Here is a 19,972-nt window from a genome sequence, read left to right as displayed (position 1 = left end):
GGGTGATTACAGGCGGCGCGGTTTGGGGCGGCGCAACAGCAGGGCATCCTTCAGCTTTGACTTGAGGCCGCGCGGCGGCAGCAGTTCCATGTCACGCTCAAAAATGGTGCCGTTCAGGCCCGCGTCGCGCATCAGGGCCAGTTTCACACCCCAACGTGCGGCCACTTCGGGTGGCAGGCCATCGGGAATGCCCATGCCCGTCGCCAGCGCGCCGGGAAGCCAGTCACTGATCACGATGCCGGGAAAGCGGTCAAACAAATCGGCGATCAGTGCGCGCGTCAGGATGCGCTGCGCGCCTTTTGACACCGAATAGGCCGCCGAGGCGGGCAGGGGCGCAAAGTCGGCATAACTGGCGACGTTCAGGATACGGCCCGTGCCGCGCGGGGCCATGTCCTGCAAAGCCGCCCAGGAACAGGCGTAGACCCCTCCAAGGTTGATTTTCAGGCTGTGCCAAAAGCGGTCCGGCGTCTCATCGAGCACATCGCGTTTGGGATAGACGGCGGCGTTGTTGACCAGCAGCGCAAGCGGTCCGTGGCGGCGCGTCATTCCGGCAAAGCCCGCTGTCACGGCGTCGAAATCGGACACGTCCAGCGGCACCGCGTCAAAACGGCCCCCGCACAGCGCGGCGGTTTCCTCCAGCGCCTCGGCCCGGCGTCCGGTGCCGACCACGGTGAACCTCTCTGCGCACAGTTGCTGCGCCAATGCGCGGCCAAGGCCGGACCCGGCCCCTGTGACCACGGCAAAGCCGTCCTTTGGCGTGATTTGCGTCATGTGCCATCTTTCAGGATCTGGTCCGCCACGCGCAGGGCGTTGGCGGCGATGGTCAGGCTGGGGTTCACTCCCATGGAGGTCGGCATGAAACTGGCATCCGCGACCCAGAGGTTGGACACGTCATGCGCCCGCCCGTCTGCGCGCGTGACCGATGTCGCCGGATCATGCCCGAACCGCAGCGTGCCGCAGGGATGACCCCAGTTCAATTCCGGCGTCATCGACAGGAACATGTGCCGGTGCCCGCGCAACCCATGCCTCAACGCCTTGCGAAAGGCGCGGCGACGGGCGCGCAATTCATCCGTCAGGGTGTAGGTGACGGAGAGTTTCTCTGGCTGCGCCGGATCGAACAGCACGCGGTTTTGGGCGTAGGGAAAATCCTCCATCAACCCGACGAACAGATGCGCATGACCCAGCAGAACCTGCGCAACGCCCGCCATGGGCCGCGACAGCGCGCGCAGGCGCGGCTGCCCGCGCAGGTCGAACATCCGGTTGAGAAAATGCACCATCTCGCCATACGAGGCGCGGATGCCCATGGCCTGCACCGATCCCAGCCGCATGTCCTCACGGTGGTAAAAGTCGCGGAAGGAAATCGCCTTGGTCGCGCCGCTGTCCGGCGTGCCGCGCTTGAGCCAGAGGGCAAAGCGTTCATCGACATGCAGCATCAGGTTGCCCCCGACCATGCTGGACCGATTGGCCAGCCCTTTGGGCCAGTCCTCAGACGCAGAGGCCAGCAGCAGGCGCGGCGAATGCAGCGCCCCGGCGGCCAGAATGAATCGATGCGCCCGCAACTGCCGGGTTTCGCCATCAATCCGCACCTCGGCATGGGTGATGCGGTTTTCCGACGTGTGCAGGCGGGTGACAACCGCGCTGGTGAGCAAATGCGCATTGCCCGTCGCCAGCGCCGGTTCCACCCCGGCAGAGCGGCCATCCATCTTGCAGACCTTGGGGCATTTGCGGCCAAGACAGTTCTCACACCCCTCGATATGGGCGATGCCGGTATGGGTGCGATAGGGATGCAGGCCCGCCGCGCGCAGGCTGTCGGTCAGCGCGGCCTCGGCCCGGTGCAGGGGTGGCGGGGTCTCCAGCGGCATCGAGGGCTCGGGCGACAGCGGATCGGCGGTGCCGTGGACGCGGAATTGCAGGGCGGCCCTGTCGTACCACGGTGCCATGGCGTCATAGCCCACCGGCCAGCCGCCGGTCGGATGGGGTTGTCCGGGCAGGTCGTCCAGATCGTGCCGTTCCGGGCGTTCCAGCGTGGCGGCATAAAACACCGAACTGCCGCCCGGCCCGCTGCCCAGAGGCGCGAAAAAGCTGGTCTGCACCCCGTCGAGCGTGACATGCAGCGGGTCGGGCCACAGGCCACGGGCGGCGCGCGCCTCTGGCACAAACACCTCTGTCAGGCCGTTGCGTTCGCTGCGCAGGCCCGGCGCGCCTTTTTCGACAAACAGCACCTTTTGTCCGGCCTCGGCCAGCGCGCGGCCCAGCGTACCGCCGCCCATGCCCGCGCCGATGACGATGGCATCCCAATGCGTGTCAAAGACCGAGGTCATCCGTCAGAGGCCCCGTTCATGGAAACCTCACCCGCCAGCGGCGTAAAGATCGGGCCCAACACCTCGCGGATGCGGATGGCGGCGCTGTTGGTCAGGTGGTTGTTGTCAAAATACTGCCCCTGCCCTTGCTGGACAGCGGAACACAGCCCATCCGTGCAGAAATAGGGCCATGTGTCCAGAAACGTGATCCTGCCCGCCGTGGCCAACGGCAGCCAAGGCGCGTCGGACAGGATTGCGCGCAGCACGATGGCCGCCGCCGGAACGGTGTCTTGGGTCTGACCGGGCGCGGCGAGCGGCAGATCGGCATGGGCTGCCTCTCGCGCGGCGAAGCGGCTGTTGTAAAACGGAATTTCCGGAGGTTGGCGCAGCACGAACACGCGGGGAATGTGCTGACCCAGTTCCTCGACCGTGGCGCGCGCGGCCTCGGCCAGCAGTTGCGGTTGCAGCGTATCGGTCGAGGCGGGGCGATCCGTGGGAAACAGGGCAATCCGGTCATCGGCATTCAGGCCGACCCCCTCGCCGGTGGCATAATAGCTCCACCGACCGATCAGCAGCACGGACTGAAGACCGTCGAGCGCGGGCAGCGCCTGCCGGATCTGTTTGTTGGCTTGGGTGCAGGCGGTATCCTGCGCCGGGGTGGCGGCGCTTTCGACCTTGCGCAGGCCAAACAGCGGCGCACATCCCGCGCGCCAGATCAGGATCGCGGGCACCCCTGCCTCATGCGCGGCGACATCCAGCCCCTCTTTCATCGCGCGCACATGGCTGTCGCCCCAGACCAGCAGGCGCGGCGGGCCGTCCGGTCCGATCGGACAGACCTCCAACCCGTCAAGCGGTCCGCTGTCGGCGATGCGGCACCGGCTCCAGTCCTGAAGGAAGTCGCCGGAGGCGGCGATATGCACCCGCGCCTGCGTGCCAAAGCGTTCTGGCAGCCCGTCGCGGGCAAATAGGGCGTACCCCACGGCCAAAGCGGATATCGAGGCCAGCGCCATCCCGCCAAACACCGCCCGTCCGGTCAGGCGGCGGCTGTGGCGCACGGGCTGTTCGACAAATCGCCACGACAGCCAGCCCAGACCGACCGACAGCGCCATCCAGACCAGCGATTCCGGCAGGCCCATTTCTCCGCGCAGCGAAGTGGCCAGTGTGAAGACCGGCCAGTGCCAGAGGTAGAGCGAATAGGACATCAGCCCGAAAAACCGCATCACCGGCATGGTCAGCATGCGGTTGACCGGATTTGCACCCGTACCGGACGACAACAGCAAGAGCGTTCCCAGAACCGGCGGCACCGCCAGCAGACCGGGGAACAATGGCCCCGCCGGGGTAAACCAGATCGACGCGCCGACCATGACGATCCCGACCGATGACAGCGCCGGGTGGCCGCGCCACTTGCCACCCCGTTGATGTCCCCAGATCGCCAACAGGACGCCGGACAACAGCTCCCACGCGCGGAAAGGGAACAGGAAGAAGGTCGCGGTATGTGACACCGGTGTCAGCAGAACGCAGGCGACCAGTGAGGCCGCCCAACAGGCCACCAGCGTGCCGATCAGCCCCCAGCGCCAGCGCGCCAGCAGGATCAGCAGCAGCGGCAGGAAGATGTAAAACTGCTCTTCCACGGCCAGCGACCATGTGTGCAGCAGCGGTTTGTCCTCGGACGCGGTATCGAAATACCCCGCCTGACGAAAAAACAGCACGTTGGACAGGTAGACCGTCGAGGCGATCACCGCCTTGCCGTATTCCCGAAACTCGAACGGCAGCAGGATCACCCAGCCAAAGGCGGTTGTGACCAGCAGCATGGTGAAAAAGGCGGGCGCGAGGCGGCGGAACCGGCGGATGTAGAAAGTCCGCAGGTTGATGCGGCCCGTGGCATCGTATTCGCGCCAGAGGATGCCGCCGATCAGGAAGCCGGAGATGACAAAGAAGATATCGACGCCGACGAACCCACCCAAAAGCGGCAGGCCGAAATGGTAGAGCACCACGGACAACACGGCGACAGCGCGCAGCCCGTCGATATCGCCCCTGTAAGGGGGCGGGGTATGCGCCTGTGCGCTCATGACAGGCTGTGTCCTCGTCCGTCGGGCGCGAGCGTCATTTCTGTCCTTCCGGGTTCTCCGGAGATGTCCGGCGGTCTGCCGTGGGGCAGTCTGCGCTCAGAGTGTTGCCATATCCCTTAGGATACCGCATTTCAGGGCAGGAATATGGCAGATCACAGGCTTTGGTGCGGACATGGCGGAAACGGGCATATCGGCACAGGTGCCAGACTGGTCGCGGGAGCGGGTCGAGCGTTTCTGGGAACCGGGCAAAAAGATGATCCGAGCGGTGCGTCGCTATCAGGCGTGCCGGGCGCGCGGGGTGCCGGGCCGGATCATGGCGCGCTACTGGGTGCTGAACCATTGGTTCTGGTCGCTGATGTGCCAGAGCGAACTGCACCTGACGACCGACATCGGCGGCGGGCTGCGGCTGACCCATCCGACCGGGATCATCGTACATCCGGACGCGAAGATCGGCGTGAACTGCATGATCTTTCATCAGGTCACATTGGCCGGGCCGGTGGTGCTGGGCGGGCATGTGGACATTGGCGCGGGGGCCAAGCTGATCGGGCCGCTGACGGTGGGTGACCATGCGGTGATCGGTGCCAATGCGGTTGTGACGCGGGATGTGCCCGCCGGGGCCACCGTGGCCGGGGTTCCGGCGCGGGTGATTTCGGGCGGGTGAATTCGAAGTCCGGGGCGCATCAGCACTTGGGGTGGACACCTTTGTATGGCGCAAGCGTGAACCTGCGCATGCCGTCCTGCGTGTCCGGCTGATCTTCGCTGAAACCGGCCTTGAACAACACGCGGGCTGAAGCCGGGTTATCGACCGTCACACCGGCGTGCAGAGATAGCGGCGGGCCGGTGCGCAAATGTGCGACGAGGCCCTGGACCAGTTCAGAGGCATAGCCCTGTCCCCAATACGCCTCACCCAGCAAGTAGCCAAGGTGCCGCGCCTCTTCGCCTTCGGGTGCAAAGAGAAAGAGGAGGCCGATCAGCTCCGCGTCTTGTTCTATTAGGCTGACCTGCGCCTTTTCGCGGCGAACGTCGATCCATTGGGCCATGCCCTGCGGGCCGCATTCCGGGCCAAAGCCAGGCGGCAGGTGTTCCAGCACAGCGGGCGTCAACAGCGATTTGAGATGCGCCTCCAGCGCGCCGCGTGTGTCGGCGTTGTCCAGAGCCATCTCCCACGGGCGAACCGTAAGGCGTGCCGTCGTGAACGCCGTCAATAGCCCAACCCGGTCAGCGGCGCGCCAGAGAGCAGCGCGCCATACACGGCAAGCGTCTTTTCGCCTTTGCGCGCCCATGGGAAATAGTCGTCGGCATAGGTCTTTGCCCGTGCGGCGGTTTGGGCCACGTTGGCCGGTGTCTCGACGCAGGCCTCCATCTCGAGGCGGAAACCTTCGACCATGGCGTCGAACCTCGCCATGTCGACCCGCGCGCCGCGTCCTTCGGCGGCCAGATCCCCCGGTGCCCCGTAGTTGGCGACGATGACCTGACAGCCGCAGGCCATCGCCTCGATCACCACGCCCGCGCCCAGTTCGCGGATCGAGGGAAAGACAAAGGCGTCAGAGGCGCGCATCATCTCGGCGACCTCGGCCTGCGATTTGCGACCGTGCATCGTCACGCAATCCTGTAACCCGTGTTCGGCGATCAACGCCTCCATCCTTGGGCGTTCCGGTCCGTCGCCCGCGATGTGCAGGTGATGGCGGCGCAGGGTGTCCGAGGCCGCAAAGGCGCGCAGCGGCAATTCGGGCAGTTTGTAGGGAACAAGGCGACCGGCGTAGAGAAAGTTCAACCGCCCCTCGCCACGACTGCCCGCCGGGGCGGTCCCTTTTGCATGAAAGATGGCCGGGTCAAACCCGATCTCGGGAAAGGAGACGATGCGCGCGTCCTCGACCCTCGGCAGGTCGGCGCGGGTGTGGGAAAAGGCGCAGAGCACGGCGGCGGCGTCATCATAGGTGCTGCGGGCATAGGGCAGATAGCGGTAGAAATTGCGCAGCTTGCGCAACCCTTCCTTTTCGCGCGCCTGTTCGGCGGCAAAGGCGCGCGGCCAGTCAAGGTTGCCGTTCAGCGGCCCGATCACAAAGGGCTGCGGCACCTTGTGCGCCAGCCAACTGGGCAGCGTCGGCGACATCGGCGTGATCCGGTGCACGATGTCAAACCCGCCCGACGTCAGCGGGTTGCGAAACTGCCGCCAGACCCCGTGTTCGAAGGCCAGATAAGGCAGATAGTTGAAGATCATCGAGGTCGACCATCCGACCTCATCGCCGCCCCGGATCAACCGGGCCAGCCGGTACATCGGCGAGGCGATCCATTCGTTGTCGATATAGACAAAGGGGATGCCCGGCGCGGCCTTTTCGATGTTCTCGCGGTTGCGCACATGGGTGGCGACGGTCACATCCGCCAGCTTGGCGATTTCCAGCGCGTATTTGTAGCCGACGATGGGCAGGGACGGCCATTCGGGGTTGCACTCATCCGCCACCAGAAGCACGCGAAGCCTTTGGGTCATGAACAGCCTTTCTACATCACCGTGCGCCGCCGAACCCCGGCGGTGTGGGTGGCATGGCCATGGCGACGGGTCGGCGCGGCCTGACGGAGTTTCTCGGCATAGCCGGTCAGCGCCCCGGCCAGCAGCCATGTGAGCGGGGTCAGCGTGGCATTGGGGATCATGTCGCTGACGTTGATGGCCAGCAGCAGGGACATCGGCCCGACAAACGGGGAAATCGCGTCGTTTCGGTGGTGCCCCATCGCCCGCCAGATCAAGGCCAGAGGCAACAGCAGGGTTCCGAACTGGGCAAGAAACCCGATCCAGCCATAGGTGCCGATGGAGATGATCCAGAACCCGTCCGTCACGGTCAGGATGGCGCCGCTATAGGGGTCAAGGATGTGGTTGCGCCCCCAGCTGCCCCAGCCGAAGACCGGCTTGATATAGGCCCGCTCCAGCAGCCTGTCCTCGTTCTGAAAGCGAAAGCGCAGGGACCCGGCGCGGTCCGGGTCGATCTTGGCGGCTTGTTCCAGCATCCGTTCCTGCGGCACCAGATCGGCCCCCTTGAGCAGCGGATAGGCCAGCGCCACCGCGCCGATCAACACCGCGATGCGCACCTGCGTGCGTGGAGTCATCACCACCACCAGCGGCACCAGAAGCACCACAAAGATCAAAGATCCCAGTGATTTGGCCAAGACAAGGATCAGCGTGAGAAAGAGCGCCGCGCCCAGCAGCTTGATCCGGCCGCCGCCCTTGTGCCAGCGCCAGAGCGCATAGGCCGAGACGACAGAAGTCATCAAGAAAAAGGCGACCCAGATGCCGTGGTACAAAAACACGATCGGGCGATAACCGCCAAAGCGGATTGTCTGGGCAAAGTAGTGCTGAAAATAACCGTAGACCCAGTTGTTCAGCTGCGGTGACAGCCGGATCTCGATCATCATGAGGGGGGCGTAGACCAGCCCGCCGATCATCAGCGCGCGCAAAAGCTCTTTCTGCGCGCCGCCGGTGGCAAGGTGCTGGCGCGCCAGCAGGAACGGCAGGACCTGTAGGAATTGTTCCAGCACCAGGGCTGCCGCATCCTTCAGACCCAGCGCGGGCAGGCCGACGAGGCCGAAAAAGACCGGCTCACCATTGTTGATCACCGTCATGATCGGCGAAAAGACAAAGGTCAGCACAAGGACCTTGCCCAGAACGGAATCCGGCAGCAAAGAGCCAGTGGGCGCGCGCCGCGTCATGAGTATGGCAAAGACCATCAGCGCCGGGATATTGTGCTTGTCCAGCGGCGGCATCATCGGAAAATCAAAGACGGCGGGCGGTTCGGGCAGGAACAGATAGCACAGCATCATCGACCAGATGAAGGCACGCTCCACCGACAGCCGCGACATCATCACGGCCACGAAGATCGGGCTTGCCGCCAGTGCAAGGAAGGCGATCTGGTTGGGCATGGTCGCTTTGCGTTTGGGGCGCGCGGGGGCGCCGGGTCCGTTTGTCCTATCAATCGGCAATGGCAAAGTCGCGGCTGCATTGCAGCAAAACCGTGAAATCGGTGGCGGCGCGCTACCGGAGGACGTTAACCCGGAAAGGTCGAGGCTTGGCCGCAAAATTGCCGGTTTGTGTTACCATGTCGGGGCAAACCCGAACAACCGGGAGAAGGAATGAGTCTGGAACCGCTTCGCATTGCCTATCTGTGTGACATGTCCCCGCTGGACCGGACCCTGTACTCTGGCGGCAACGCGCGGATCTTTGACGCGCTGCGCCGACACGCGGGTGAAGTGACGATCCTGCCGCAGACCTGGGCGCTGGCCGAACCTGTTCGGCGGTTGATCCAAGCGATGCCAGAGGCGGTCAACCTGCGGGCGCGGTGGCGGGCACATTACGCGCTGCGCGGGGTGATCACCCGCAAGGTCGAGGCAGAGCTGCGGCGCGGCGGGTACGATGTCCTGTTCGGGGCCTATGCGTTGCATGCGCTGGCCGGGGTGCAAACGCCCGGCACCATGGTCACGGCCTTTACCTCGGACGCGACGCAGACCGTCTATCGCCTGTCGGAGGTGGGGCAGGCGCACAAGCGGCGCTTTGCATTGGGCCACCTGCTGGACAATTGGGTCGAGCGACGAGAGCGGGCGGCGCTGGCGCAGGCGGACCTGTTGTTGTGGCCGTCGCTCTGGCTGAAAGACGCGGTGGACGCGCGCTATGGCATTGATGCGGGGCGCAGCCATCTGGTGCCTTGGGGGGCGAATATCGCGGCCCCGCCGCCGCCCATGCCGACCGCGCTGCGGCGCGGCGCGCCGGTCCGCCTGCTGGTGATCGGGCGGGACTGGTTCGCCAAGGGCGGGCCAGAGGCGTTTGACACGATGATGGCCCTGCGCGCGCAAGGCGTGGACGCCCGGTTGACGGTGATCGGCTGTCAGCCGCCCGAGTGTCATCGCAATGCATATGTCACCGTGCATCCGCATCTGAACAAGGCGGTGCCCGCCGAACTGGCGCTGTTCGATGCCGCTCTGGCAGAGGCGCATTTCATGGTGATGCCTTCGTTCGAATCCTACGGTTTCGCCTTCTGCGAGGCGGCGGCGTACGGGTTGCCCGCGCTCTGCCTGCGGGTCGGCGGCGTGCCGGTCCGCGATGGACTCACCGGACATGCCTTGCCGCTCGGGGCCAAAGCGACCGACTTTGCGCAGACAATCCTCCACTATCTCGACAACCCGGAGGCCTATGCCCGCCTCAGCCAGTCCGCACGTGAGGAATTTGAGACGCGCCTGAACTGGGACGCCTGGGGGCGGACAACCGCCGGTTTGCTGCGCGATGCGGTTGCGCATAAGCGCGCGGGGCTGTCGGCCTCGGCCGCCTGAAAACAGCGCCGTCGGCGTTGTCCTGCATGCTGCGACGCGGCGTCGCAGTCTGCGGTTGACGGAGCGGAAATGCCCGTGCCTACTGATGCTGTGTTCGCACAAATCCGTTCTGCAAATTCGGCCCTTGGCGGCAATTCGTTTTTTTCTGGGAGGAGAAACGAGATGAATCAATCTTTCAAACCCGACCCGACATTCCATCCGACAGCAAAAATGGCGATGGAGGCCCCGGTCGAAACGCTGGCCTTTACGCTGATGCTCAGTCCCGACTTCTCACAGCCCGATGGGCTGGCGGTTGTCGACGTGGACCCGTCCTCGGACAGTTACGGCCAGATTCTCCATACCCTGATGATGCCCTACAAGGGGGATGAGTTTCACCACTTCGGCTGGAACGCCTGTTCCTCGGCGCTGTCGCCGCTGACCGGTCACGCCTTTCTGGAACGGCGCTATCTGATCATTCCCGGCATCCGGTCCAGCCGGATCTACATCATCGACGTCAAGGAGCCGCTGAAGGCCAAGATCCACAAGATCATCGAACCCGAAGAGGTTTTTGCCAAGACCGGCTATTCGCGCCCGCACACGATCCACTGCGGCCCCGAGGGGATTTATGTCAGCACTCTGGGCGGCGGCGGCAAGGACGGCACCGACGGCCCTCCGGGCATCTTCATCCTCGACTGCGAGACCTTCGAGATCCTCGGCCGCTATGAGATGGATCGCGGCAAGCAGGACAAGCACTATGATTTCTGGTGGAACCTGCCGCGCGACTACATGGTCAGCAGCGAATGGGGCCTGCCGCCGCAGTTCGAAAACGGCATCGTCGCCGAGGACCTGTTGTCCAACAAATACGGCCATTCGATCCACTTCTGGAACCTGCGCCAGCGCAAGAACGTGCAGACCATCGACCTGGGTGAAAATCACCAGATGGCGCTGGAAATCCGCCCCGCCCATGATCCGGCCAAGAAACACGGCTTTTGCGGCGTGGTGGTGGACACCACCAACCTGCAAGGCGCGATCTTTACATGGTGGCAAAAGGACGATGGCACCTTTGAGGCCAAGAAAACCATCACCATCGACCCGCAGCCTGCGGATGCCGACGATTTGCCCGATCTGCTGAAGGGGTTCGGCGCGGTGCCTGCACTGGTGACGGACATCGACCTGAGTCTGGACGACCGGTTCCTCTATGTCGCGTGCTGGGGACAGGGGGAAATGCACCAATACGATGTGTCGGACCCGATGAACCCCAAATTGGCCGGCAAGGTCGAGATTGGCGGCATCGTCCGCAAGACCCCGCATCCCAGCGGCAAGCCCTTTGGCTATGGTCCGCAAATGGTCGAGATCAGCCGCGACGGCAAACGCGTGTACTGGACCAACTCGCTGTATTCCACATGGGACGACCAGTTCTATCCCGGAGACCGTGGCGCGGCGATGGTCATGGCGCATGTGGGGGAAAACGGCGGGCTGACGCTGGACGAAAACTTCTGCGTCGACTTCCCCAAGGGCTATCGCAGCCACCAGATCCGGCTGGAAGGCGGCGACTGTTCGACCGACAGTTTCTGCTATCCCAACGTTTGAGCAGAAAAGACACGCGCCCCGGGCCTGAGCCGGGGCCTTCTTGTCGCTGGCACAAAGCCTCGGGTCAGGCACGGGGCGCGGACACTCCGGGATACCGGACATGATCCCCCCGGACCTCGCGCTGTGGGGGGCGGTGCTGCTGGCCGGGGTCTATCACGGGGTGAATCCGGGGATGGGCTGGCCGCTGGCGGTGTCCGCCGCACTGATGGAGCGCAAGCCAACAGCGTTGTGGCGGGCGCTGGGCCTGTTGGCGGCGGGGCATTTTGTGGCGATGGCCGCGATCCTGCTGCCGTTCACGGCGATGGTGTCGCTGGTGACGTGGGAACGTGAGATCCGCATCGGTGCGGGGCTTCTGGTCATGGCGATGGGCGTCTATCTGCTGATCAACCGGCGGCATCCCCGGATGCTGGCCCGCGTTCCGCCGGGGCGGCTGGCGCTTTGGTCGTTTCTGGCGGCGCTGGCGCATGGCGCGGGGCTGATGCTGGTGCCGATCTATCTGGGTCTGTGTGATCTGGACACGATGGACGCCGGACATGTGGCCGCGACCGAGTTGATGGCCACGCACGCGGGCACCGCGCTGGCCGTGGCGTTGGCACATACAGCGGCGATGGCCGTCGCGGGCGGGGTGTTGGCGCTGGCGATTTACCACTGGGTCGGGCTGAAGTTCCTGACCCGCGGCTGGTTCAATCTGGACGTTCTCTGGGCGGTCAGTCTGGTCCTTGTCGGCGGAATCGGGGTCTGGACGGCGCTGTAGATGGGCGCGGGTGGCCCTTTCACCGTGGTCATGCTACGGCGCAGCGAACCCTTTTGATGCCGAGAATCGGCCGGAGCCCGACATGTCCCCCCTCACTGACCACGGCGCTGCCGTGCAATCCCGCCTGAGCCAGAACTATGGCCTCAGCCCTGACGCCGTTCAATCCATGATGGACGCCGTGTCGCGCGGCGGCGGTTCGCAGGCGCAGTTCAACATTCCCGAACTGGGCGGCATGGGGCAATGGCAGTCCGGTGGCATGACCATGGTCGGCGACATGTTCAACAACGGGCTGAAAAACACCGTCAACAACCTGTGTGGCGAGATCGCCAACGCCTATTTTCAGGGTTCGTTTTACGCGCCTAAACCCCAGCCGCAGGGCAATTGGCAGGGCCAGCAGCAGGGCGGCGCGTCGATGACCTTCTCCGGTGGCAGCTTTGGTTCGTGGTGGCCGTCCGATCTGGGTCAGCCGTCTTCGCAAGGCTCGCAGAACAACCTCAGCTACGCGATTTTTCCGCAGTCGCGGCGTCTGGCCGTGAACCTGAACGGTCAGGTCACGGTTTATGACACCGGCGATCACCTGATCGGTGGCGTGGGTCAGCAACAATCGGGTGACGCCAGCTGGACCTTTACCAGCCAGTTTGGCACCGTCTACCTGAACCAGTTGCCGATAGTTTCCGGGCAAAACTCTGGTGCATCAACGCCCGAGCCATCGTTCACCACCCAGCCCGAACCGACCTTTGTCGAACCGGAGCCCATCCAGCAGCCAGAGCCGATGCGGGTGGAGCAAAGCCCGGCCCCGGCGCAGCAGGGCGGAAATTCGGACCAGATTTTTGCCGCGCTGGAAAAGCTGGGCAGCCTGCGGGACATGGGCATTCTCAGCGAGGATGAGTTCGCGGCTAAGAAGTCCGAACTGCTGTCGCGGCTGTAAACCCGCCCTGGCCTTAACCGGCCCTTTCAACTGGCCCTATCCGGCGGCGTATGCCGCCGGTAGATTGCCCCAAAACCGTCGGCGCTGATGGCCGGCGCCTTTGCTTGGGGAACGCGGCCTATGAGAATGACCACCGAAGAAGCCTTTGTGAAGGTGCTGCAGCGCCACGGGATCGAACATGCGTTCGGGATCATCGGCTCTGCCATGATGCCGATTTCCGATCTGTTTCCGCAGGCGGGGATCAAGTTCTGGGACTGCGCCCATGAGGGCAGCGCCGGGATGATGTCCGACGGCTACACCCGCGCCACCGGCAAGATGTCGATGATGATCGCCCAGAACGGCCCCGGTATCACCAATTTCGTCACCGCCGTCAAAACCGCCTTCTGGAACCATACGCCGCTGCTGTTGGTCACGCCGCAGGCCGCGAACAAGACCATCGGGCAGGGCGGTTTCCAAGAGGTCGAGCAGATGAAACTGTTCGAGGACATGGTCGCCTATCAGGAAGAGGTCCGTGACCCGACCCGCGTGGCCGAGGTGCTGACCCGCGTGATCGCACAGGCCAAGCGCGCCAGCGGTCCGGCGCAGTTGAACATCCCCCGCGATTTCTGGACGCAGGTGATCGACATCGAAATCCCCGAGCCGATCGACTTTGAACGCTCCTCCGGCGGTGAGAACTCTGTCGCGCAGGCGGCGGCGCTGCTGTCCGACGCAAAGAACCCGGTGATCCTGAACGGCGCGGGCGTGGTGCTGTCGGCGGGCGGGATCGCCGCATCGATGGCGCTGGCCGAACGGCTGGATGCGCCGGTCTGCGTCGGTTACCAGCACAATGACGCCTTTCCCGGCGGGCACCCGCTGTTTGCCGGGCCGCTGGGTTACAACGGCTCCAAGGCGGCGATGGAGTTGATCAAGGACGCCGACGTGGTGCTGGCCCTTGGCACCCGCCTCAACCCGTTCTCGACGCTGCCGGGCTATGGCATGGAGTACTGGCCCGCGAACGCCAAGGTCATTCAGGTCGACATCAACCCCGACCGCATCGGCCTGACCAAGAAGGTCAGCGTCGGGATCGTTGGGGACGCGGCCAAGGTGGCGCGCGGCATCCTTGGCCAACTGTCCGACACGGCGGGTGACGAGGGCCGCGCAGCACGCAAGGCGAAAATCTCAGAGACCAAGTCGCGCTGGGCGCAGCAACTGACCGAAATGACCCATGAGGACGACGATCCGGGCACCACATGGAACCAGCGCGCCCGCGCCGACAAACCGGATTGGATGAGCCCCCGCATGGCATGGCGTGCGATCCAGAGCGCGCTGCCACGCGAGGCGATCATCAGTTCCGACATTGGCAACAACTGCGCCATCGGCAACGCCTATCCGTCGTTTGACGAGGGGCGCAAGTACCTTGCGCCCGGCCTGTTCGGCCCCTGTGGCTATGGCTTGCCGTCCATCGTCGGGGCCAAGATCGGTTGCCCGGATGTGCCGGTGGTGGGCTTTGCCGGGGACGGCGCATTCGGCATCGCGGTAAACGAACTGACCGCCATCGGGCGCGGTGACTGGCCCGCGATCACGCAAGTGGTGTTCCGCAACTACCAGTGGGGTGCGGAAAAGCGGAACTCGACCCTCTGGTTCGACGACAACTTTGTCGGCACCGAACTGGATGAGCAGGTCAGCTATGCCGGGATCGCCAAGGCCTGCGGGTTGAAAGGTGTCGTTGCGCGCACGATGGACGAGTTGACCGAGGCGCTGAACACCGCGATCAAGGACCAGATGGAACACGGCACAACCACCCTGATCGAGGCGATGATCAATCAGGAACTGGGTGAACCGTTCCGCCGCGACGCGATGAAGAAACCGGTCTCTGTCGCGGGCATCAATGCCGCTGATATGGTTCCGCAACAGCCTGCAAAGGCTGCGGAATAATCCATGCGTGACCCGACGAGTGGTGACGTCCTTGTCCTGAACGTCGGGTCGTCATCGATCAAATGCGCGGTCTTTGATGGCACGCTGCGCGAGGTGTTGCGCGGCGGGGTCGAGGGGTTGGGGTCGCAGGCTCAGTTGCGCCTTGGTGCGGTGCGCAGGGAGGTGGCGGCCTGCGACCATCGCGCGGCTCTGGCGGCGCTGCTGGGCGCGCTGGACGCGCAGGGGGTGCTGCTGGCCAACCTGCGCGTGGTGGGGCACCGCGTCGTGCATGGCGGTCCGCGCTTGACACAGCCGGTGCGGATCACGCCGCAGGTCCGGGACGAGATTGCCCTGTGCACGCCACTGGCCCCTTTGCACAATCCTCATCACCTTGCCGCCATGGATGCGCTGGCCGCCTTGGCCCCCGATCTGCCGCAGGTGGCCTGTTTCGACACCGGATTTCACGCGACCAACCCAGAGGTTGCGCTGCGCTATGCCTTGCCGCAGGAACTGGCCGACAACGGCCTGCGACGCTACGGGTTTCACGGGCTCAGCTATGCCGGTCTGGTCGAGCGGCTGGAAACGCTTGCCGGTGAACTGCCCGACCGCGTGCTGGCCTTTCACCTTGGCAACGGGGCCTCGGCCTGCGCCATTCAAGGCGGGCACAGCGTGGCAACGACGATGGGCTATTCGCCCACTGACGGGCTGACCATGGGCACACGATGCGGCAGCATCGACCCCAATGTGGTGCTGCGGCTGGCCGAAGAACGCGGCATAGACGGTGCGCGGCACGTGCTGGACCACGGGTCCGGGTTGGCGGGTCTGTCGGGCGGGGTATCCGATATGCGCACGCTAGAGGCCCGTGACGACCCCGCCAGCCGGTTTGCCATCGACCATTTCATCTATTGGGCGCGTCGCCATGCCGGCAGCCTGATCGCCGCGATGCAGGGGCTGGATGCAGTCGTCTTCACCGGTGGGATTGGCGAGAACTCGGCCACGATCCGCGCGGGTATTCTCGATGGGCTGGCATGGGCCGGTGCGCGCTACGACGCGGCAAAAAACGCGCGGCACGCCCCGCGCCTGCACGACGACGGCGCGCCAGTCACGGCTTGGGTGCTGCCCGCCGAAGAGGAACGCGTGATTGCGCGGGCCGCGCGCGCTCTGGTGGTCACGGCATGACCGTTCAGCCCAGCGCCAACGTGACCGCCGTGGCGGCGACAATATCATCGACCGTGGTGCCGCGCGACAGGTCGCAGACCGGGCGACGGAAGCCTTGCAGGATCGGCCCCAACGCCTGCGCCCCGGCCAGTTCCTGCGTCAACTTGTACGCGATATTGCCTGAATCGAGGTCCGGGAAGACCAGCACATTGGCATCCCCCGCGCCCAACCCCTTTTTTGCGGCAATCACCGGATTCAACGCCGCATCCGCCTGCAATGGTCCGGCAAAGCCCGTGACCTCTGCCGCCCGGCGCACCCGGTCGACGCTGTCGCCCGCGCCGCTGGTGCCGGTGGAAAACGACAGTAAGGCGACTTGCGCCCGGCCCAGTAGCGCCTTGGCCGTGGTCTCTGACGCGCGCGCAATGGCGGCCAGCCCGGCAGCATTCGGGGACACGTTCACCGCGCAATCGGCAAAGACCAATTCGCGCCCATCCGGCAGGATCATCAGGAAAAACGACGACGGCAGCGTGACCCCCTCCGCCAGACCGATGCCGATGGCGGCCGCCTCGATCACCCGCCGCGTGGGCGCGTCGGCCCCGGCCACCATGGCCTCTGCCTCTCCCACCGCGACCATGGCGGCGGCGCGGTACAGCGGCCGCTCCAGCATCCGCCGCGCCACCGGTTCTTTCAGGCCGCGCCCCTCGACCAGCGCGGCAACCATCGCCTCTGTCGGGGCGATCAACCCGACCGGCTCGGCCAGTCCGTCGGCCTTGAGGCGTGCACAGGCCTCTGCCACGCGCGGCTCTGCCATCTCGGGAAACACCACGCGGGCGCGCCGTGCCTTTGCCCGTACATACACCCGCTCCAGAATTCCCATGCGCGGTCCTCTTCCTCTCCCGGTTCGGGAGAGAGTGGCGGACCAATGGGGCAATGATCAAGCAGATCGGGCAGGCGCACCAAATACCCGGATTTCCGCCCTATTTGGGAAAATGACTTTGGTTTTTTGCAGAAACCGAAACGGATCGGGCGATACTTGCAGATCGGCGGAATTGATATACGAATGATGTATGATCCGGTGCGCGGCAGCCCGGTGCCCGGCGAGAGGGGAGATGAGAGCGGACATGGCGCAGCCTAAGGTTGACACATCACCCAAGGTGTCGGACGAGATCCGCAAGACCACCTGCTACATGTGCGCCTGCCGCTGCGGCATCAACGTGCACATGAAGGGCGGCAAGGTCGCCTATATCGAGGGCAACCGCGACCACCCGATCAACAAGGGTGTGCTCTGTGCCAAGGGCAGCGCAGGCATCATGCAGCACAACGCGCCCTCGCGTCTGCGCGCACCCTTGCGCCGGGTCGGACCGCGCGGATCGGGTGAGTTTGAGGAAATCAGCTGGGACGAGGCGCTGGAAACCGCTGTCTCATGGCTGAAACCGCTGCGCGAAACCGCCCCGGAAAAGCTGGCCTTCTTCACTGGACGCGACCAATCGCAGAGCTTCACCGGCTGGTGGGCACAGGCATACGGCACGCCGAACTTTGCCGCGCACGGCGGCTTTTGCTCGGTCAATATGGCCACGGCGGGCATCTACACCATGGGCGGCGCGTTCTGGGAGTTCGGCTCTCCCGACTGGGAGCACGCCAAGCTGTTCCTGCTGTTCGGCGTGGCCGAGGATCACGACAGCAACCCGATCAAGATGGGCATTGGACGGCTCAAAGAACGCGGGGCCAAGATCGTCGGCGTGAATCCGATCCGCTCCGGCTATAACGCGGTCGCGGACGACTGGATCGGGATAACGCCGGGCACCGACGGGCTGTTGATCCTGTCGCTGATCCACTGCCTGCTGAAGGCGGGCAAGATCGACCTCGATTACCTCGCGCAGTTCACCAATGCCCCGGTGCTGCTGAACAGCGATCCGAAATCACCGGACTTCGGCCTGTTCCTGCGCGATGAGGATGGCAAACCGCAGGTGATCGACCGCCGGACGGGCAAGCTGGTGGCATGGGACACACCCGGTGTGCGCCCCGACCTCACCGGCCACATCCGCCGGGCCGGGATCACCCATACCTCTGTCATGCACCGGATCGCAGACCGCTATCTGACGGAAGACTACGCCCCCGAGGCGGTGGCAGACCGCTGCGGCCTGACGCCCGACCGCATCCATGCGCTTGCGGCGGAACTGGCCCGCGTCGCCTTTGACGAGGCAATCACCCTCGACCGCCCTTGGACCGATTTCCGCGGCGAACGGCATGAGACGATGATCGGACGCCCGGTGGCGATCCACGCCATGCGCGGCATCTCGGCCCATGCCAACGGGTTCCAGACGGCGCGCGCGCTGCATGTGCTGCAAATCCTTCTGGGGGCGGTCGAAACGCCGGGCGGGATGCGCTTCAAGCCACCCTACCCAAAACCGGCAGAGGCACACCCCCGCCCGCACGCCAAGGCGACCCCCGGCAAGCCGCTGAACGGCCCGCACCTTGGCTATCCGCAGGGACCACAGGATCTGGCGTTGGACGCCGACGGCACCCCGCTGCGCATCGACAAGGCGTTTACTTGGGAAAACCCCATGTCCGCGCACGGGCTGATGCATATGGTGATCTCCAACGCCCATGCCGGGGACCCCTACAAGATCGACACGCTGTTTCTCTATATGGCGAACATGGCGTGGAATTCCTCAATGAACTCCAGCGGCGTGATGGAGATGCTGACCGACACGGATGAGAACGGCGATTACGTCATCCCCAACATCATCTACTCGGACGCCTATTCCTCGGAAATGGTTGCTTACGCTGACCTGATCCTGCCCGATTCCACTTATCTGGAACGGCACGACTGTATCTCGCTGCTGGACCGCCCGATCTCGGAACCCGACGCCGCCGCCGATGCAATCCGCTGGCCGGTGGTGGAACCGGACCGCGACGTGCGCGGCTTTCAGTCTGTCATGCTGGACCTCGGCGCGCGGCTTGGCCTGCCCGGCATGGTTGATGAGATCGGCGCGCCAAAATATGCCGACTACGCCGACTACATCATAAACCACGAACGCAAACCGGGCATCGGCCCCCTTGCAGGCTGGCGCCTGTCAGACACGGGCCTGACCCATGGACGCGGCGCGCCCAACGCGGCGCAGATCGACAGCTATATCGCAAACGGCGGCTTCAACGCGATCCATATCCCGACCGAGGCCAGCTATTACAAACCGTGGAACATGGCCTATCAGGACTGGGCGGTGCACACCGGCCTCTTCGATGCCGCCACGCCCTATATCTTCCAGCTATACGTCGAACCCCTGCGCCGGTTCCAGCGCGCCGGTGAGGGCAAGGGCGACATCCTGCCCCCGGAACACCTGCGCGCGCAAATCGCCCACAAACTCGACCCGTTGCCAATCTGGTACGCGCCAGATACCGACGACCCGGACAGCTACCCCATCCACGCGCTCACCCAGCGCCCGATGGCCATGTACCACAGTTGGGGCGGTCAGAACGCTTGGCTGCGGCAGTTGCACGGGCGCAACCCGATGTACCTGCCCACACGGCTGATGCGCGACCACGCCCTGCAAGACGGCGACTGGGCGCGCATCACCTCGCCACATGGGACCATCACCGTGCCGGTGGCGGAAATGGCCGCCCTCAACCCCGACACGATCTGGACATGGAACGCCATCGGCAAACGCAAAGGCGCATGGGCACTGAAACCAGACGCGCCTGAGGCGACCAAAGGCTTCCTGCTCAATCACATTATCCATGAATTGCTGCCACCCAAAGGCGACGGGCTCAGGTGGTCCAATTCCGATCCGGTCACCGGGCAGGCCGCCTGGTTCGACCTGCGCGTCCGCATCGAAAAAACCGCCCCTCCGGCAGAGGCGCAACCCGCCTTCGACGCGCTCACCTCGCCCGTCGGCCAAGGCCCGGACCAACTGGCATGGAAGACACCGTCCTGATGTTTCTTCTGTCCAGAAATATCTCGGGGGAGTCGACCGCAGGGAGACGGGGGCAG

General features: G+C 64.7%; 15 protein-coding genes. 8 read left to right on the top strand and 7 right to left on the bottom strand.

Going from position 1 to position 19,972, the window contains the following annotated elements; translation table 11 throughout:
- Positions 1-6 precede the first annotated feature (6 nt).
- From ACN0S5_RS02780 to ACN0S5_RS02770, 3 genes are read right to left on the bottom strand one after another with little or no spacing between them, the layout of a single operon-like run.
- Complete coding sequence (locus tag ACN0S5_RS02780) at positions 7-771, bottom strand: SDR family oxidoreductase (RefSeq protein WP_417205742.1); 765 nt, start codon at positions 769-771, stop codon at positions 7-9.
- The gene (locus tag ACN0S5_RS02775) at positions 768-2,321 is read right to left on the bottom strand and encodes a GMC oxidoreductase (RefSeq protein WP_417205740.1); all 1,554 of its coding nucleotides are present in this window, start codon (positions 2,319-2,321) and stop codon (positions 768-770) included. The genes ACN0S5_RS02780 and ACN0S5_RS02775 overlap by 4 nt, the downstream gene beginning before the upstream one ends.
- Positions 2,318-4,369, bottom strand: a complete 2,052-nt coding sequence (locus ACN0S5_RS02770; protein ID WP_417205738.1) for an acyltransferase family protein — start codon at positions 4,367-4,369, stop codon at positions 2,318-2,320. The genes ACN0S5_RS02775 and ACN0S5_RS02770 overlap by 4 nt, the downstream gene beginning before the upstream one ends.
- Positions 4,370-4,541: 172 nt before the next feature.
- Between ACN0S5_RS02770 and ACN0S5_RS02765 the strand changes: the two genes are divergently transcribed.
- Positions 4,542-5,030 (top strand): serine O-acetyltransferase, encoded by a 489-nt coding sequence (locus ACN0S5_RS02765; protein WP_417205736.1) that lies wholly within the window; start codon positions 4,542-4,544, stop codon positions 5,028-5,030.
- A 19-nt stretch (positions 5,031-5,049) separates the two neighbouring features.
- Here the strand turns inward: ACN0S5_RS02765 and ACN0S5_RS02760 are convergent, their stop codons facing one another.
- Genes ACN0S5_RS02760 through ACN0S5_RS02750 form a run of 3 tightly spaced genes read right to left on the bottom strand, consistent with a single transcriptional unit; the run spans position 5,050 to position 8,278 of the window.
- Entirely contained in the window at positions 5,050-5,529 is a 480-nt protein-coding gene (locus ACN0S5_RS02760) for a GNAT family N-acetyltransferase (RefSeq protein WP_417205734.1), read from the bottom strand.
- A 41-nt stretch (positions 5,530-5,570) separates the two neighbouring features.
- The gene (locus ACN0S5_RS02755) at positions 5,571-6,857 is read right to left on the bottom strand and encodes a glycosyltransferase (RefSeq protein ID WP_417205732.1); all 1,287 of its coding nucleotides are present in this window, start codon (positions 6,855-6,857) and stop codon (positions 5,571-5,573) included.
- A gap of 11 nt (positions 6,858-6,868) precedes the next feature.
- Positions 6,869-8,278: a hypothetical protein gene (locus ACN0S5_RS02750; RefSeq protein ID WP_417205730.1), complete on the bottom strand. Its 1,410-nt coding sequence runs from the start codon at positions 8,276-8,278 to the stop codon at positions 6,869-6,871.
- Between the two features lie 210 nt (positions 8,279-8,488).
- Between ACN0S5_RS02750 and ACN0S5_RS02745 the strand changes: the two genes are divergently transcribed.
- From ACN0S5_RS02745 to ACN0S5_RS02720, 6 genes are all read left to right on the top strand, one after another.
- Positions 8,489-9,679 carry a glycosyltransferase family 4 protein gene (locus tag ACN0S5_RS02745; RefSeq protein ID WP_417205728.1) on the top strand — a complete coding sequence of 397 codons (1,191 nt, stop codon included), beginning with the start codon at positions 8,489-8,491 and terminating at the stop codon, positions 9,677-9,679.
- Between the two features lie 162 nt (positions 9,680-9,841).
- Positions 9,842-11,248 carry a selenium-binding protein SBP56-related protein gene (locus tag ACN0S5_RS02740; RefSeq protein WP_417205726.1) on the top strand — a complete coding sequence of 469 codons (1,407 nt, stop codon included), beginning with the start codon at positions 9,842-9,844 and terminating at the stop codon, positions 11,246-11,248.
- A gap of 100 nt (positions 11,249-11,348) precedes the next feature.
- Positions 11,349-12,002: a hypothetical protein gene (locus ACN0S5_RS02735; RefSeq protein ID WP_417205724.1), complete on the top strand. Its 654-nt coding sequence runs from the start codon at positions 11,349-11,351 to the stop codon at positions 12,000-12,002.
- A gap of 82 nt (positions 12,003-12,084) precedes the next feature.
- The gene (locus tag ACN0S5_RS02730) at positions 12,085-12,930 is read left to right on the top strand and encodes an SHOCT domain-containing protein (RefSeq protein WP_417205722.1); all 846 of its coding nucleotides are present in this window, start codon (positions 12,085-12,087) and stop codon (positions 12,928-12,930) included.
- 120 nt (positions 12,931-13,050) lie between these two features.
- Entirely contained in the window at positions 13,051-14,844 is a 1,794-nt protein-coding gene (xsc, locus tag ACN0S5_RS02725; RefSeq protein ID WP_417205721.1) for a sulfoacetaldehyde acetyltransferase, read from the top strand.
- A 3-nt stretch (positions 14,845-14,847) separates the two neighbouring features.
- Positions 14,848-16,002: an acetate/propionate family kinase gene (locus tag ACN0S5_RS02720; RefSeq protein ID WP_417205719.1), complete on the top strand. Its 1,155-nt coding sequence runs from the start codon at positions 14,848-14,850 to the stop codon at positions 16,000-16,002.
- A gap of 4 nt (positions 16,003-16,006) precedes the next feature.
- Here ACN0S5_RS02720 and ACN0S5_RS02715 read toward each other — a convergent pair whose 3' ends face one another.
- On the bottom strand, positions 16,007-16,858 hold the full coding sequence (locus ACN0S5_RS02715) for a phosphate acyltransferase (protein WP_417205717.1): 852 nt from the start codon (positions 16,856-16,858) through the stop codon (positions 16,007-16,009).
- A gap of 244 nt (positions 16,859-17,102) precedes the next feature.
- Here ACN0S5_RS02715 and ACN0S5_RS02710 point away from each other — a divergent pair, with 244 nt between their 5' ends.
- The gene (locus tag ACN0S5_RS02710; RefSeq protein ID WP_417205716.1) at positions 17,103-19,916 is read left to right on the top strand and encodes a molybdopterin oxidoreductase family protein; all 2,814 of its coding nucleotides are present in this window, start codon (positions 17,103-17,105) and stop codon (positions 19,914-19,916) included.
- The last annotated feature ends 56 nt before the right edge of the window (positions 19,917-19,972 follow it).

This window comes from Antarctobacter sp. (assembly GCF_048262615.1).
Taxonomy (GTDB): Bacteria; Pseudomonadota; Alphaproteobacteria; order Rhodobacterales; family Rhodobacteraceae; genus Antarctobacter.
Note: the sequence above shows the minus strand (reverse complement) of the source record. Positions and strands in the feature narration are given on the sequence as shown.

Coding starts and splice junctions, on each gene's coding strand:
- ACN0S5_RS02740 (WP_417205726.1), top strand. CDS start 9,842: ATGAATCAATCTTTCAAACCCGACCCGACATTCCATCCGACAGCAAAA.
- ACN0S5_RS02745 (WP_417205728.1), top strand. CDS start 8,489: ATGAGTCTGGAACCGCTTCGCATTGCCTATCTGTGTGACATGTCCCCG.
- ACN0S5_RS02735 (WP_417205724.1), top strand. CDS start 11,349: ATGATCCCCCCGGACCTCGCGCTGTGGGGGGCGGTGCTGCTGGCCGGG.
- ACN0S5_RS02755 (WP_417205732.1), bottom strand. CDS start 6,857: ATGACCCAAAGGCTTCGCGTGCTTCTGGTGGCGGATGAGTGCAACCCC.
- ACN0S5_RS02765 (WP_417205736.1), top strand. CDS start 4,542: ATGGCGGAAACGGGCATATCGGCACAGGTGCCAGACTGGTCGCGGGAG.
- ACN0S5_RS02750 (WP_417205730.1), bottom strand. CDS start 8,278: ATGCCCAACCAGATCGCCTTCCTTGCACTGGCGGCAAGCCCGATCTTC.
- ACN0S5_RS02760 (WP_417205734.1), bottom strand. CDS start 5,529: ATGGCTCTGGACAACGCCGACACACGCGGCGCGCTGGAGGCGCATCTC.
- ACN0S5_RS02770 (WP_417205738.1), bottom strand. CDS start 4,369: ATGAGCGCACAGGCGCATACCCCGCCCCCTTACAGGGGCGATATCGAC.
- ACN0S5_RS02720 (WP_417205719.1), top strand. CDS start 14,848: ATGCGTGACCCGACGAGTGGTGACGTCCTTGTCCTGAACGTCGGGTCG.
- ACN0S5_RS02780 (WP_417205742.1), bottom strand. CDS start 771: ATGACGCAAATCACGCCAAAGGACGGCTTTGCCGTGGTCACAGGGGCC.
- ACN0S5_RS02715 (WP_417205717.1), bottom strand. CDS start 16,858: ATGGGAATTCTGGAGCGGGTGTATGTACGGGCAAAGGCACGGCGCGCC.
- ACN0S5_RS02710 (WP_417205716.1), top strand. CDS start 17,103: ATGGCGCAGCCTAAGGTTGACACATCACCCAAGGTGTCGGACGAGATC.
- ACN0S5_RS02775 (WP_417205740.1), bottom strand. CDS start 2,321: ATGACCTCGGTCTTTGACACGCATTGGGATGCCATCGTCATCGGCGCG.
- xsc (WP_417205721.1), top strand. CDS start 13,051: ATGAGAATGACCACCGAAGAAGCCTTTGTGAAGGTGCTGCAGCGCCAC.
- ACN0S5_RS02730 (WP_417205722.1), top strand. CDS start 12,085: ATGTCCCCCCTCACTGACCACGGCGCTGCCGTGCAATCCCGCCTGAGC.